Source organism: Flavobacterium sp. (genome assembly GCF_043756175.1).
Taxonomy (GTDB): domain Bacteria; phylum Bacteroidota; class Bacteroidia; order Flavobacteriales; family Flavobacteriaceae; genus Flavobacterium.
In genome coordinates, this window is sequence record NZ_JAYURN010000109.1 from 1 (window position 1) to 14,727 (window position 14,727).

Below are 14,727 nucleotides of genomic sequence, written 5' to 3' on the forward strand. Positions count from 1 at the left end.
ATTTCAAAAATAAGACCCTTTACTAGTGGATCTCATGAAATTATGATTATGTTTGATTTTAAATTTGATAACTCCAAATATAAATCTCCACGTTATTTCTAAACTAAAAATGTCTGAATTATGAAATCAATACTAAAATATATCCTGATATCTGTTATCCTATTTGGAAATATTCCATCGGCTTCAGCTCAATTTGGTAAACAGAAAAAAGCAGATGCTTTATATAACAGTTTTTCCTTTGTAAAAGCGATTGATATGTACAAAGAAATGTTAGCTAATAATTATAATGCAGACTATGCAAAACGACGTTTAGCAGATTCATATGCGATGCTTCGTGATCCAGAAAATGCTTCAGTTTACTATAAGGATGTAGTAAAACAAGACAAAGTAGAGCCCGAATATTATTTAAATTATGCTTTGGCATTACGAGCATTAAAAAAGTATGATGAATCGGAAGTTTGGATTAATAAATACAAGGAAACGGGCGTTGTCGATTCTCGTATTCAAAAAATAATGCAGGACAAAAATTTTATTACCAATGTTTTTCAAATCAAACCACAGTTTTTTTCTAAAGAAGTACCTTTCAATTCTGAATTAAGTGATTTTGGTGCTTTCGAAAAAAATGAAGTAATCACATTTGCATCAAGCAGAGACAAAGGTGTGGGAATAAAAAGAACATATTCTTGGAACCAGCAACCTTTTTTAGATTTGTTTCAAGTTACTAAAAAAGGTGATGATTTTTCTGAAGTTGAAAACGTAAAAGGGAATGTAAATACAAAATTTCATGAAGGTCAAATTTCGATTTCAAAAGATGGTAAAACAATGTTTTTTACTAGAAATAATTACACTAATAACAAAAAAGGAAAAGATGCGGAAGGAACTAATAACCTTAAAATATATCGTTCTACCTTAAATAAAGACAATAAATGGACAAATATTACCGAAGTTCCTTTTAATAACACAAATTATTCTGTAGGTCACCCTAGTTTATCTGCTGATGAGAAAACACTATATTTCGCTTCGGATATGCCTGGAGGCTATGGAAAATCTGATATTTATAAAGTAAGTGTAAATGGCGATTCATACGGAACTCCTGTAAATTTAGGAAATAAAATAAATACCGAAGGGTCAGAAGTTTTCCCATTTGTGCATTCTGACGGAAATCTGTTCTTCTCTTCAGATGGGCTTCAAGGACTTGGTCAATTAGATATTTTCACAACAGTATTGGACATTGACAGTAATATACAAGAAATTATTAATCTCGGAATTCCAGTAAACTCTAATATGGATGATTTTTCATTCTTCCTAAACGAATCTGGTGAAACAGGATTTATAGCTTCCAATCGTGAAGGCGGAAAAGGTGATGATGACATTTACGGGTTTGACAGAATTCCTCCTTTTGAAATAAAAGGAACTGTTACTGATGTTATAAACAAACAACCAATTCCTAATGCTAAAATTGTAATAAAAGATAAAGATGGCAATATTATTGCCGATTTTATTACCGATGATAAAGGCAAATATAAATTTCCTGCCGATAGAGAAACTACATATAATTTAGAAGCCTCTCAAGTAAAATACAACTCAAAATTGAAAGTTGGAGATACTAGAAACACTAAAGGAAAACCACATATAATTGTAGATTTCGAACTCGATCCTGTACAAGATGTTGATATTCTTGCAGGTGTAAATGTTGATAATATTTATTTCGATTTTGACAAGCAAAATATTAGAAAAGATGCAGCTGTCGAGCTAGATAAAATTGCTTATTTGATGAATACAACTTATCCTACAATGGCTGTAGAAATAGAGTCTCATACAGATAGCCGTGGTAGTTTTACTTACAACGAAGCATTAGCAATTCGCAGAGCAAATTCGACACATGATTATTTAATTTCTAAAGGTGTAAATTCTAATAGAATCAAAAAATTTGAAGGTTTTGGCGAATATAGTTTAGTCAATGATTGTAAAGATGGTATAGATTGTTCTGAAGTAGCACACCAATTAAACCGTCGATCTATATTTAAAGTACTTAAAATGGAATAGTTAAGTTAATTATATTAATTCTACTAAAACCTTTTAACTATATGTTAAAAGGTTTTTTAGTAATTAACTGGTTAGTTTTAAAATCAAATCAATTAATATATTAGATTCAAAAGGTTTAACAATTATACCATTCATTCCTGCCTCAATTACTTGATGATTAATTTCTTGTTTATCAAATGCTGTAAGTGCAATAATAGGTGTTAAAACAATCATTTCTCGGATTAGTTTTGAGGTTTCAAAACCATTTATTTTTGGCATATTAATATCCATAAGTATAACATCAAATTTTTCAGATTTTAATATCTCAATTGCTTCAAAACCATTATCGACAATGGTTGTATTGTATCCAAAATTTTTCAATATTTTCTTGGTAACCATCTGGTTGATCTTATTATCTTCAACCAAAAGCACATTTAGAAATTTTTTAACTGGATTAGTGTTATTTTCAACAGTTAAAATATTTGAAGTTTCTTCAAATGGAATATTAAATTTAATTGAGAAGCTTATTTTTGTTCCTTTATTTTCTTCACTTTCTAAATTAACTTCTCCACCGAAAAGTTGTATGAGTTTTTTTACAATAGGCAATCCTAGACCTGTTCCCTGATAATCGTCATCTCGGCGTTCAATCTGAACAAATTCTTGGAATACTTTTTCGTGATCTTCTTTGGAAATTCCAATTCCATTATCGATTACTTCAAAAAATATTATGCAAAAATCATCTTTTTTATCTAGAACATTTGCATTAATAATTATTTTCCCTTTTTCTGTAAATTTGAGTGAATTACTAATCAAATTCATAAAAATCTGGGACAATCTAATCTTATCGCCAATTATAAATGAAGGAATTGTTGAGTCTAGCTCTAAACTTATTTTATTCTTATTTTTTGAGGCTAAAAATTGTAAACTATCAATTATAGAAACTAATTCTTCTTTCAAATTAAATTTAGAATTTTCTAGAACAATTTTATTTTCTGAAATTTTATAAATCTGCAATATGTCGTTTACTAATGCTAATAAATATTTTGCAGAAAATTTTAATGATTTTATGTACTGACTATTTTTAAGTTCTGGATGCTCATCAGCAATCAAATCGGTGATTCCTACAACACCATAAAGTGGCGTTCTTAGTTCATGGGTAATTGTCGAAACAAATTGAGACTTTAGCCTTGTTGCTTCCTCTGCTTTTTCTTTTGCAATTTGAAGATCTGAATTTGCAACTGTAAGATCATTGTTATTTTGTTTTTTTAGATTAAAATTTTTGTATAAACTATAAAAAAGTAATAACAAAAATATTAGTATTACTACAAACAAACTTAATATTGTTTTTGATTTTTTTAAACTTAATGATTGTAATTTTTGGTCTGTTTTTAGTTTTTCGATATCACTTTTGTAAATATCAAATTCTATATTTCTAGCTGCGAGATTGGCTTTTGCCATTTTTTCTTTATTAAAAAGGGATTCGACTATCTCATTATATTTTGCGAGATTTTCGTAAGCGTTTTTATAATCACCATTTTTAGCTAAAAACTTAGCATATTCTAAATGTAAAAATTGTTTTTCTTCATTAAAATCTATTCCTGTACCTTCATTTATTCCCCTACGATAATAATAATTGGCTTTAGTATCATCTCCTTTTCCTGCATGATACATCCCGTTTAGCATATTAATTGAGATAATATAGTCTTTATCTCCAAATTTCGTTTGATATTTATTTACAAAATCCAAATTTTTAAAACCCGAATCAAATTGTTCTTCATCAAAATATGTCCATGCAATATTCAAATTTACCATTACTAAATTTGTGGAGTCTTTTTTACTTTCGTAGTATTCTTTAGTTTTTTGATAATAATAAAGTGATTTTTTGTACTGATTTAATAAATCTTTAGAGTTTATATTTCCTAAATCATTATAGACGTTTGCTTTTATTTTTCCACTTTTAGCTTTTGTAGCATAATCTAAAGATTTGTTATAAAAAAATAATGCTTTATTTAAATCTTTTAATTCTTCGAAGTTCATTCCTATTCTTTGACAGCTTATAGCTACTAAAGTATCGTTTCCAATAATTTTTGCATGATGCAATGCAATACGAGATATTTGTATCGATTTCTCAAAATTACCTTGTTTAAAATAGTTTTTTGATTGCGTATTTAATTCGACAATTTCTTGTACGGTCTTTTTTTCTTGTGAGAAAGAATAGTTCTGAAAAAAAACAATGGAAAAAAGAAAGAAAAATAATTTATATTTACTCATAATGAGAACATTTTCAAAAAACTAATGTAAAAAAAAATCCTGACATTTGTCAGGATTCAATTAAATAATATTACCTTATTAATTTTCTATATTTCAATCGTTTAGGTGTTAAGTCTCCTCCTAATCGTTTTTTCTTATTTTCTTCATATTCCGAGAATCCCCCTTCAAAATAATACACTTCCGAATCACCTTCAAATGCTAGAATATGAGTACAAATCCTATCTAAAAACCATCTGTCGTGAGAAATAACCACAGCACAACCAGCGAAATTTTCTAAACCTTCTTCTAGAGCACGTAAAGTATTAACATCTAAATCATTCGTAGGTTCATCTAATAATAATACATTTCCTTCCTCCTTTAATGTCATAGCAAGATGCAAACGATTACGTTCTCCTCCCGAAAGGGTGTTAACTTTTTTATTTTGTTCACCTCCTCCAAAGTTAAAGCGAGATAAATATGCACGGGAATTTACTTGTCTTCCGCCCATCATAATCAGTTCCTGACCATCGGCAAAGTTTTCCCAAATCGATTTGTTAGGATCTATATTAGAATGAGATTGATCTACATAAGCGATTTTTACAGTTTCTCCAACAGTAAATTCGCCAGAATCTGTAGCTTGTTCTCCCATTATCATTCTAAAAATAGTAGATTTACCAGCTCCGTTTGGCCCAATAATTCCAACAATCCCAGCTTGGGGTAAAGTAAAATTTAAATTATCATACAATAATTTATCTCCAAAAGCTTTGGCTACATTTTTAGCTTCAATAACATTAGTTCCTAAACGAGGTCCGTTTGGAATATAGATTTCTAGATTTTCATCTAATTGTTTTTGATCCTCGTTTAATAACTTATCATAATTCTGCAAACGTGCTTTTTGTTTCGTTTGACGACCTTTTGCCCCTTGACGAACCCAATCCAACTCACGTTCTAAGTTTTTACGACGTTTTGAAGCTACTTTTTCTTCTAATGCCATTCTACTGGATTTTTGATCTAACCAAGAAGAATAATTCCCTTTCCACGGAATACCTTCTCCTCTATCCAATTCAAGAATCCAACCAGCAACATTGTCAAGGAAATATCTATCGTGTGTTACTGCAATTACAGTTCCTGCATATTGTGCTAGATGTTGTTCCAACCATAGTACACTTTCTGCATCTAAGTGATTCGTAGGCTCATCTAACAACAAAACATCTGGCTGTTGCAATAACAAACGACATAAAGCTACACGACGACGTTCTCCTCCTGATAAATTTTTTATTGGTGTATCAGCTTCTGGTGTACGCAAAGCATCCATAGCTATTTCTAGTTTGGTATCTATTTCCCAAGCTCCTAACGAATCTATTTTGTCTTGCAAAGCTGCTTGACGATCCATTAGTTTTTCCATCTTGTCAGCATCTTCATAATATTCTGGCAAACCAAACATATCGTTTATTTTGTTGAACTCATCAAGTACTGCCATAGTTTCTGCAACACCTTCACGAACTATTTCGATAACTGTTTTAGAATCATCAAGGATTGGTTCTTGTTCTAAATATCCTACTGTATAACCTGGTGCAAAAACTACATCACCTTGGTAATTTTTATCTACTCCAGCAATAATCTTCAAAAGTGAAGATTTTCCTGAACCATTAAGACCTAAAATCCCAATTTTTGCTCCATAAAAGAAACTTAAATATATGTTTTTTAATACTTGTTTATCTGCACCTTGGTAGGTTTTACTCAATTTTGACATTGAGAATATTACTTTCTTATCGTCTGACATTTTATGTTATTTTAATTCTAAATTTATAATTCTTAAATATTTTTAGAGTCTACCCTTTAAAGAGCTAAAGACCCAAGCATTTAGTAAAAAACCAAAGCCAACAGTAGCAAAGCCCCAACCAGCTATATCAGCATATCTGTATGCTCCTAAACCGATTAGTACTAATCCCATTATTATCATCATTAAAGTTGCCCAACCTAAAATTGTATTTTTATTCATTCCCATAGTTTTCTTTTTTTTTATTTAATTTGAGGGGTACAAATATCGTTCTTTTTTAAATATTTTTCAATGTTAATTAAAAATCTTAACCAACATTTCTTTCAATAAATCGGACTGTGGTAAAGCATTGGCACCAACACCTTTACTTTTTACATCAATATCGCGTAAAGATGCCACTATTTGGCTCACTTTTTTCATAGGATAATTACGTAAAGCTACATCATAGTCCTTTAAGAAAAAAGGACTTACTCCTAATATTGGAGCTACCGTTTTCGGATTTCTGTCTTTTAGACCATGATATTTTAATAACTGAATAAAAAAGCTAAAAACCAAACTTGTAGTAACCACCATTGGATTATCTTTTGGATTTTGAGCAAAATGATCAGCAATTTGGTATGATTTTAATTGATTGCGTTCCCCAATTGCTTTTCTAAATTCAAAAACATTAAAATCCTTACTAAATCCAATATTTTCTTCAATAATTGCTGGTGTAATTGTACTTCCTTGTGGTAAAATAATGGCTAATTTGTCTAATTCGTTTGCTATTTTGCTTAAATCAGTCCCAAGAAAATCGACTAACATAGCAGCTGCTTTGGGTTCGATATTGAGTTTCTTTCCTTGCAATACTCTCTTTAACCACTCGCCTACTTGGTTTTCGTATAATTTTTTACTTTCATACACAACTCCTTTTTGAGCTAAAATTTTTGTGATTTTTTTTCGCTTATCTAAAGTTTTGTATTTATAACAAATGACTAAAACTGTTGTTGGTTGTGGGTTTTCGGCATACGATTCTAATTTATCGATTGTTTTGACTAAATCTTGTGCTTCTTTTACAATAACCACTTGACGATCCGCCATCATCGGATACCGTTTTGCATTCGAAACCACATCTTCAATTGTAATATCACGACCATACAAAACCGTTTGATTAAAATCTCTTTCGTGTTCTTGCAATACATTATGCTCTATATATTCCGATAATTTATCAATATAATAAGGTTCTTCGCCCATTAAAAAATAAATTGGTTTTATATTTCCAGCTTTTATATCGTTAATTATTTTTAATACTTTGTCCACAAAATGTTTATTTGGTTATTTGGTAATTCGTTTATTTGATAATAGATTTGTAAAATGCAAAAACTGAATTTTCCAACTTATACATTTCGGTTCAAAAATAGTGAAAATAAAGTTTCAATTTTTGATGAAATTCGTAAAAAATTTGTGATTCTCACGCCTGAAGAATGGGTGCGTCAAAACGTAGTTCGGTTTTTATTGAAAGAAAAAAAATATCCAAAATCTTATATTAATGTAGAAAAAGTTATTAAAATAAATAGTCTAACTAAACGATATGATATTGTTGTATTTCAACCTAATGGAAAGTTATTTTTACTTGTTGAATGTAAAGCACCAGAAATTCCTATTTCCCAAAATACATTCGATCAAATTGCAAGATACAACATGGTCTTAGAATCCGAATATTTAATGGTTACTAACGGTCAAAATCATTACTTTTGTCAAATGGATTTTGAAAATGAAAAATATCAATTTCAAAATGATTTACCTAATTTTAAAAGTAAACTGTAATTGAAAAAAATAGCTGTTGTTATATTAAACTGGAATGGTCAAAAATTGTTAGAACAGTTTTTACCTTCGGTTTTTCAATACTCTGAAGAAGCTACTATTTATATAGCAGATAATGCCTCTAGTGATAATTCAATTTCGTTTGTGAAATCTAATTATCCAACGATAAAAATCATTCAAAACAAAGGAAATTTTGGGTATGCAAAAGGTTATAACGAAGCTTTACAAGAAGTTGAAGAAGAAATTTATGCTTTAGTAAATTCTGATATAGAAGTTACGGAGAATTGGTTGCAACCTATTATAACTTTATTTGATAATGAACCCAAAACAAGTATTATTCAGCCTAAAATACTTGATTATAAGAACAAGGAATATTTTGAATATGCTGGTGCTGGTGGCGGATTTATAGATAAATATGGCTTTCCTTTTTGCCGTGGACGCATTTTTAATACTATTGAAAAAGATAACGGTCAATATAACGAAACAACCGAAATATTTTGGGCTTCTGGCGCTTGTTTTTTCATTAGAAAAGAAGTTTTTAGAGCGCTAAATGGTTTTGATTCCGATTTTTTTGCACACCAAGAAGAAATCGATTTGTGTTGGAGAGCATTTAATAAAGGATATATTGCAAAATACTGTGGAGAATCGACAGTTTATCATGTTGGTGGAGCTACTTTAAGTACAGAAAACCCTAAAAAAACTTTCTTGAACTTCAGAAATTCTTTATGGATGATGCTTAAAAATCTACCCACAAACCAATTGTTTCCTACATTATTTATCAGATTAAGTTTAGACGGAATTGCAGGAATTCGTTTTTTAACACAAGGAAAATGGACCCATTTTTGGGCAGTTTTACAATCACATTTTTATTTTTATTTTTTTATTTTTAAGTTTTTAGGAAAACGTGATTCAAATCAATTTAAAAAATATTACAAGACGAAAACCATTGTTTATAGTTATTTTATTAAAAATATAAATATTTTTACAAACAATTTTTAGAGATTAATATTACCTTTGTACTTTCTTTATAGAATATTATTATGACAAAATCGCTAGAAAAAAAAGGCCTTTTTACAGGACTGATAGAACAAGACGAAAACGGAAATTTCTTTTGCGGAGAATACTTATTGGATTATAAAATGGTTGTTTCTAACTTCAAATTAGGTGATAAAATCACACTAAAAACTGCTATTACAAATCCAAGTGACATTTCTTTTAAAGCTTATGAAAAGAAATCTAAAAACTTTGCTTTATTTAATCTGAAACCAGATCACGAGTAATAAAAAAGGGTTTGGAAATTTTCTAAACCCTTTTTTATTAGTAAAATATCTAGTTATAATTTACTAATATAACTTCCGTACATATCCTTAAATTGATAACCATTTTCGAAACGATCTTTACTTAATTTATCATATTCGACCAATGCCCAAAGGATAAATTCTTTCATGAAATTCCTGTCTTCTTTTATTAATTCTGGTAGGTATTTTTGGATTAAATTTTCTAAAGGTTTTACATTGTCAAGAATCGATTGGTATTCTTCATCCGAGCAATCATCTAATAACTCGAAACCACTTTCTGTAAAAAACCATTCAACTAATTCAGAATATTCATTTTTAGCATCGGCACGTTCTAGTTTTTCAATTTTTGGAAAATAAGCTGGGAAGAAAGTATGAATTGCATCTCCAATAAGATGTTGTGCAACAACAGCTGACCCTTCCTGCTCTCCTTCATAAACCAATTCTACTTTACCTGTAATTGATGGAATAATTCCCATAAAATCTGATAATCGTAAGGCAGTTTTGTCAGCACCAGATTTTAAAGCACGTCTTTCTGCTGTACTCAACAAATTTTCATAAGCGGTAATGCTTAATCTAGCAGAAACACCACTTTTATTATCAATATACTCACTTTCACGAGCTTCAAAACTTATTTGTTCTAACAAATCTTTAGCCAAAGAGGGAACATAAACCAAATCAGATTGTGCTTTATCTAATCTAGATTCTTGGTGTGTTATCGTTCTTGCAATCTCAATATTTTCAGGATAATGGGTTAAGATTTGCGATCCTATTCTATCTTTTAGAGGTGTAACAATACTGCCACGATTTGTATAATCTTCAGGATTTGCAGTAAATACAAATTGCATATCAAGTGGCATTCTAAGTTTAAATCCTCTAATTTGAATATCACCTTCTTGCAAAATATTGAATAAAGAAACTTGAATTCGAGCCTGTAAATCAGGTAATTCATTAATCACAAATATGCAGCGATTGGCACGTGGAATCATACCAAAATGAATTACACGCTCATCAGCATAAGACAGTTTTAAATTTGAAGCTTTTATTGGATCAACATCTCCTATTAAATCAGCCACAGTTACATCTGGTGTAGCGAGTTTTTCAAAAAACCGTTCGCTTCTATGCATCCATTCTATTGGGGTTGCATCGCCTTTTTCCTGAATTAAGTCTTTAGAAAAACGAGAAATTGGGTTTAACGGATCGTCATTAATTTCGGAACCAGACACAACAGGAATATATTCATCTAATAATTCGATCATTTTTCTAGCCAATCTCGTTTTAGCTTGACCACGGAGTCCTAATAAATTAATATTATGACGGGAAAGAATAGCCCTTTCTAGTTCTGGAATTACAGTATTTTCGAAACCATAAACTCCTTCAAAGACTGGCTTTCCTAATTTTATTTTTTCTCGAAGATTGTTACGTAATTCATCTTTAATACTTTGGCTTTTATATCCTGATGCTTTGAGCTCTCCAAGTGTTTTTATATTTGTCATTTGTTGTTGTTTTTTAGCTGTAGATAGTAGAGTTTTTATAGCTTCTATTATGTTATTTTACTATTAGTTTTTTGAAATTCTATTTTATTCTCTTTTTTCTATTTGTTTCGTAATCTTCAAAAATCATTTCACCTAAACCTTTTAGTCCCGTATAAAATGCTTTGCCTTGGTTGGCTTCTGTAAATCGATTGACAAATTTTTGTAAATATGGATCATTTGCAATCATAAAAGTAGTAATTGGAATATGCAATTTTCGGGCTTGTTGTGCCTGATTATAACATTTGTCTACAATATATTCGTCAAGGCCATTACTGTTCATATAATACTCGCCATTTTTTTCGCGAACACAGCTTGGTTTACCATCAGTAATCATAAAAATTTGCTTATTGGTATTTCTTTTTCGTCTCAACAAATCCATTGCTAACTGTAATCCTGCCACTGTATTAGTATGATATGGTCCTACTTTTAAATATGGCAAGTCCCGAATTGGAATCGTCCAAGCATCATTACCAAAAACTAAAATATCAAGTGTGTCTTTTGGATATCTAGTTGTAATTAATTCGGCAAGTGCCATCGCAACTTTCTTTGCTGGTGTGATACGATCTTCTCCATAAAGTATCATGCTGTGAGAAATATCAATCATTAAAACAGTACTCATCTGAGCTTTAAATTGCGTTTCTTCTACAACCAAATCTTGTTCGGTAAGCATAAAATCATCAACAACATTATTTATTTGTGCATTTTTCAGGCTTTCTGTCAAAGAAATTCGTTGTAAACCATCTCCAAACTGAAACTCTCTTAACTCTCCAGTATGCTCGTCACCACTTCCTGTTTGTTTTGTTTTATGATTTCCAGTTCCTGACTTCTTGATGTTTCCAAAAATCTGATCTAAAGCACTTTGACGAATAGCTCTTTCTGTTTTAGCAGTAATTCCAGTTCCTGTTGTTCCATCTTCTTTTAGCTCCTCTCGAATATATCCTTTTTTCTTTAAATCTTCAATAAAATCGTCGATGGTATATTCTGCAGTTGTCAATTTATATTCGACATCAAGCTCTCGCAACCAACTTATGGCCTCATCAAAATCTCCTGAAGTGTGTGTAATTAACTCTTTGAAAACAGAAAAAAGTTTATCGAACGGAGATTGAAATGGAGCTTCATATTGCTTGAAAAAAAATCCTTTTTTGTGTTCCTTATTCATAATCTAAAAGTAATACAAATTATTTTTTAGATTTATGAAACGTTTATTAATTTTTAGTTAAAAATAAACATTAGTCTTTTGGTTCATTAAATTTTTTCACAATAGCTTTTAGTTGTGCTGCTCGATCAACTTTTGCTTTTTTTACTTTATCCTGAGCTTTATGCAGCTTATCATTGTGTTTTTTGATATTCTTTTCGGTGTTTCTACTCATGACAATTGCGTTTTATTTCCTCTAAATTTTTATTTGTATAAATTAATTCATTGACAATTTTTTTTCTTAATTCATCAATGTTTTCATTACTAAAATATTTTGCCCAACTAGTCAAAGTTAATATATTTCTGGCTTGTTTTATTCTTTTTGCTGTTTCTAATGTGTTTCTTAAAACTGGTGTATTATCAAAATCAGGATTATTTTTGTGTTGGTAATTTATCGTGTTTTTATCGAAATCAGCTTCTAAATAATATAATTTTTCGAAGTTATTGTCTGGATAAAAACTATCCCATTTTGCAAAACCTAATTTAGTTTTGGATGTCGATTCTGGTTCGAAAGCAACCAATCGCCACTTACTATTTGCCAATCTTCCCCAATGATTGGAAAGTCTATACATTCCGGCTTCTGTATAAAAATATTGACTACCAGATTCGCTTTTGTAATTCGGAATTAGAGATTCGATAGTCTTAATTTCAACTTCATTAAAAACACAAAAAGTATTTTTAAATGATTTAGAACTGGGATTAAATTTATTTAGTAACACAACATTTTTATTAACAATATTGGTACAAAATAACAACAAATAACTGATTACAATTAATAAAATACTGCAAAAATAAAAAATGGTGTTACTTTTGGCTTTTATTACTTTATTTAAAATAAACAAAATGCAAATTCAAGGACAAATCGTCGATATAGAGAAAAAACGAATTTTTTCAGGTGAAATTACTGTCGAAAACGGTAAGATTATTTCTATCATTGAGAAAAATAATGAGACAAAAAAATATATTCTTCCAGGATTTATTGATGCTCATATTCACATCGAAAGTTCGATGCTTGTTCCTTCTGAATTTGCAAAAATTGCTGTCCTTCACGGAACGGTTGCTACTATTTCTGATCCGCACGAAATTGCCAATGTACTCGGAAAAGAAGGTGTTTATTACATGATTGAAAACGGAAAAAAAGTACCGCTGAAATTTCATTTTGGTGCGCCATCGTGTGTTCCTGCAACTGCTTTTGAAACTGCTGGTGCCATTATTGATTCCGAAGAGATTAAAGAATTGATGGCTTCTCCAGACATTTATTATTTGTCGGAAATGATGAATTATCCTGGTGTGTTATTTGATGATGATGAAGTTTTAAAGAAAATTGCTTGGGCAAAACATTTTGACAAACCTGTTGACGGTCATGCACCAGGATTACGAGGAGAACCTATAAAAAAATATATTTCGGCAGGAATTACAACCGATCACGAGTGCTTTACTTATGACGAAGCGAAAGAAAAATTGTCTCTTGGTATGAAAGTTATTATTCGTGAAGGAAGTGCTGCGAAAAACTTTGATGCATTGATAGATTTGCTTCCAGAAAATTATGAAAATATGATGTTTTGTTCTGATGATAAACATCCCGATGATTTAATTTTAGGACATATCAATCTGCTTTGTGCTCGTGCTGTTGCAAAAGGAATTGATGTTTTCAAAATCTTGCAAGTGGCGTGTGTAAATCCAGTAAATCATTACAAAATGAAGGTTGGTTTGTTGAAAGAAAATGATGCTGCCGATTTTATTATCGTAGAAGATTTAGTGAATTTTAAAGTCAATCAAACCTATATCAATGGCGAATTGGTTGCCGAAAACGGACAATCGTTTGTAAAACATGTTGATTTTGAAACACCAAATAATTTTAATATTACAGAAAAGGAAATTAGTGACTTTCAAATTCCGAGATCCGCATCAAACCCGAGCGTAAGCGAACAGGCGAAGCAAATTAGAGTCATTGAAGCTTTGGAAGGGCAACTAATTACGAACGAAATTCATCATAATTCACTTATAAAAAACGGAAAACTCGTTTCAGATATTGATAATGATATTCTGAAAATGGCCGTTGTAAACCGATATTACAATACCAAACCAGCAGTCGCTTTTATTAAGAATTTTGGTTTGAAAAAAGGCGCTATTGCCAGTTCCGTAGCACATGATTGCCATAATATTGTGGTTGTAGGAACATCGGACGAAGAAATTTGCAATGCTGTCAATTTAATTATAAAAAATACTGGCGGAATTTGTGCCGTAAATGGTAATCAAAATAAATCATTAGCCTTACCTGTTGCAGGAATTATGAGTGATAAAGATGGTTGGGAAACCGGAAAATTATACCAAGAAATTGATGCCATGGCAAAAGATTTAGGTAGTACGCTAAAAGCGCCATTTATGACACTTTCGTTTATGGCGCTTCTTGTAATTCCTGATTTAAAATTATCGGACAAAGGATTATTTAGTGGGAATACTTTTTCGTTTGTGGATTTGGAAGTGGAATAAATTATTATTTTAAAACCAAAGGAACTCCTTCAAATCTTATTTCATTCCAGCCCGTTTTTATAAAATTACGGATGTTTTGATGATTTGTACCTTCTGGATTTCCCAAAACTTCTTCAAAATAATAAGAACCAAAACAAGTAAGCATTTGAATTTCAGATAATTTTTGTAATAATCCAAAAGCAAATAATTTACAAGAACCTGAATTCTCGCCTATATTATTATATTGAGAACCATTTTGAAAAGCTGTTGGAGTAAAAATATAATTTTGCTCAATAACTGTTATTGTTTCTTCAAAAGTTATATTCTCAGCTGAATTATTTAATTTTTCTATAAAGTCTTTTATTCCCATAA

Annotated in this window: 14 protein-coding genes; 5 read left to right on the top strand and 9 right to left on the bottom strand. The window is 30.4% G+C overall.

Annotated elements, in window-relative coordinates; genetic code table 11:
- Window positions 1–120 precede the first annotated feature (120 nt).
- A complete protein-coding gene (locus ACH2BP_RS08515; protein ID WP_395058914.1) occupies window positions 121–2,046 on the top strand; it encodes an OmpA family protein in 1,926 nt (641 codons plus the stop codon).
- 63 nt (window positions 2,047–2,109) lie between these two features.
- Here ACH2BP_RS08515 and ACH2BP_RS08520 read toward each other — a convergent pair whose 3' ends face one another.
- From ACH2BP_RS08520 to holA, 4 genes are all read right to left on the bottom strand, one after another.
- Window positions 2,110–4,296 (bottom strand): response regulator, encoded by a 2,187-nt coding sequence (locus ACH2BP_RS08520; RefSeq protein WP_395058916.1) that lies wholly within the window; start codon window positions 4,294–4,296, stop codon window positions 2,110–2,112.
- A 70-nt stretch (window positions 4,297–4,366) separates the two neighbouring features.
- Window positions 4,367–6,058, bottom strand: a complete 1,692-nt coding sequence (gene ettA / locus ACH2BP_RS08525; RefSeq protein ID WP_395058918.1) for an energy-dependent translational throttle protein EttA — start codon at window positions 6,056–6,058, stop codon at window positions 4,367–4,369.
- Between the two features lie 42 nt (window positions 6,059–6,100).
- Window positions 6,101–6,283, bottom strand: coding sequence for a CAL67264 family membrane protein (locus ACH2BP_RS08530; protein ID WP_394759847.1), 183 nt, complete (start codon window positions 6,281–6,283; stop codon window positions 6,101–6,103).
- A gap of 66 nt (window positions 6,284–6,349) precedes the next feature.
- The gene (gene holA / locus ACH2BP_RS08535; protein ID WP_395058920.1) at window positions 6,350–7,354 is read right to left on the bottom strand and encodes a DNA polymerase III subunit delta; all 1,005 of its coding nucleotides are present in this window, start codon (window positions 7,352–7,354) and stop codon (window positions 6,350–6,352) included.
- Window positions 7,355–7,408: 54 nt separating this feature from the next.
- Between holA and ACH2BP_RS08540 the strand changes: the two genes are divergently transcribed.
- The 3 genes from ACH2BP_RS08540 to ACH2BP_RS08550 are packed head-to-tail and all read left to right on the top strand — an operon-like array spanning window position 7,409 to window position 9,138.
- On the top strand, window positions 7,409–7,861 hold the full coding sequence (locus ACH2BP_RS08540) for a type I restriction enzyme HsdR N-terminal domain-containing protein (RefSeq protein ID WP_395058922.1): 453 nt from the start codon (window positions 7,409–7,411) through the stop codon (window positions 7,859–7,861).
- Entirely contained in the window at window positions 7,862–8,857 is a 996-nt protein-coding gene (locus tag ACH2BP_RS08545; RefSeq protein ID WP_395058924.1) for a glycosyltransferase family 2 protein, read from the top strand.
- A gap of 41 nt (window positions 8,858–8,898) precedes the next feature.
- A complete protein-coding gene (locus tag ACH2BP_RS08550) occupies window positions 8,899–9,138 on the top strand; it encodes a hypothetical protein (protein WP_011963201.1) in 240 nt (79 codons plus the stop codon).
- A 53-nt stretch (window positions 9,139–9,191) separates the two neighbouring features.
- Here ACH2BP_RS08550 and ACH2BP_RS08555 read toward each other — a convergent pair whose 3' ends face one another.
- The 4 genes from ACH2BP_RS08555 to ACH2BP_RS08570 all read right to left on the bottom strand — a co-directional run bounded on the left by ACH2BP_RS08555 (window position 9,192) and on the right by ACH2BP_RS08570 (window position 12,602).
- Window positions 9,192–10,649 (bottom strand): AAA family ATPase, encoded by a 1,458-nt coding sequence (locus ACH2BP_RS08555; protein WP_395058926.1) that lies wholly within the window; start codon window positions 10,647–10,649, stop codon window positions 9,192–9,194.
- Window positions 10,650–10,728: 79 nt separating this feature from the next.
- Window positions 10,729–11,847 carry a VWA domain-containing protein gene (locus tag ACH2BP_RS08560; protein ID WP_395058928.1) on the bottom strand — a complete coding sequence of 373 codons (1,119 nt, stop codon included), beginning with the start codon at window positions 11,845–11,847 and terminating at the stop codon, window positions 10,729–10,731.
- 70 nt (window positions 11,848–11,917) lie between these two features.
- Complete coding sequence (locus ACH2BP_RS08565) at window positions 11,918–12,058, bottom strand: hypothetical protein (protein WP_395058930.1); 141 nt, start codon at window positions 12,056–12,058, stop codon at window positions 11,918–11,920.
- A complete protein-coding gene (locus tag ACH2BP_RS08570) occupies window positions 12,051–12,602 on the bottom strand; it encodes a hypothetical protein (RefSeq protein ID WP_395058932.1) in 552 nt (183 codons plus the stop codon). Before ACH2BP_RS08570 ends, ACH2BP_RS08565 begins: the two co-directional genes overlap by 8 nt.
- Window positions 12,603–12,726: 124 nt before the next feature.
- Here ACH2BP_RS08570 and ade point away from each other — a divergent pair, with 124 nt between their 5' ends.
- Entirely contained in the window at window positions 12,727–14,376 is a 1,650-nt protein-coding gene (gene ade, locus ACH2BP_RS08575) for an adenine deaminase (protein ID WP_395058934.1), read from the top strand.
- A gap of 4 nt (window positions 14,377–14,380) precedes the next feature.
- Here ade and ACH2BP_RS08580 read toward each other — a convergent pair whose 3' ends face one another.
- Complete coding sequence (locus tag ACH2BP_RS08580; RefSeq protein WP_395058936.1) at window positions 14,381–14,725, bottom strand: HopJ type III effector protein; 345 nt, start codon at window positions 14,723–14,725, stop codon at window positions 14,381–14,383.
- Window positions 14,726–14,727: the final 2 nt, after the last annotated feature.

What these genes read in the sequence shown, in the direction of transcription:
- ACH2BP_RS08515 (WP_395058914.1), top strand. Translation starts at nt 121, where the DNA reads ATGAAATCAATACTAAAATATATCCTGATATCTGTTATCCTATTTGGA.
- ACH2BP_RS08520 (WP_395058916.1), bottom strand. Translation starts at nt 4,296, where the DNA reads ATGAGTAAATATAAATTATTTTTCTTTCTTTTTTCCATTGTTTTTTTT.
- ettA (WP_395058918.1), bottom strand. Translation starts at nt 6,058, where the DNA reads ATGTCAGACGATAAGAAAGTAATATTCTCAATGTCAAAATTGAGTAAA.
- ACH2BP_RS08530 (WP_394759847.1), bottom strand. Translation starts at nt 6,283, where the DNA reads ATGGGAATGAATAAAAATACAATTTTAGGTTGGGCAACTTTAATGATG.
- ACH2BP_RS08540 (WP_395058922.1), top strand. Translation starts at nt 7,409, where the DNA reads ATGCAAAAACTGAATTTTCCAACTTATACATTTCGGTTCAAAAATAGT.
- ACH2BP_RS08550 (WP_011963201.1), top strand. Translation starts at nt 8,899, where the DNA reads ATGACAAAATCGCTAGAAAAAAAAGGCCTTTTTACAGGACTGATAGAA.
- ACH2BP_RS08555 (WP_395058926.1), bottom strand. Translation starts at nt 10,649, where the DNA reads ATGACAAATATAAAAACACTTGGAGAGCTCAAAGCATCAGGATATAAA.
- ACH2BP_RS08560 (WP_395058928.1), bottom strand. Translation starts at nt 11,847, where the DNA reads ATGAATAAGGAACACAAAAAAGGATTTTTTTTCAAGCAATATGAAGCT.
- ACH2BP_RS08565 (WP_395058930.1), bottom strand. Translation starts at nt 12,058, where the DNA reads ATGAGTAGAAACACCGAAAAGAATATCAAAAAACACAATGATAAGCTG.
- ade (WP_395058934.1), top strand. Translation starts at nt 12,727, where the DNA reads ATGCAAATTCAAGGACAAATCGTCGATATAGAGAAAAAACGAATTTTT.
- ACH2BP_RS08580 (WP_395058936.1), bottom strand. Translation starts at nt 14,725, where the DNA reads ATGGGAATAAAAGACTTTATAGAAAAATTAAATAATTCAGCTGAGAAT.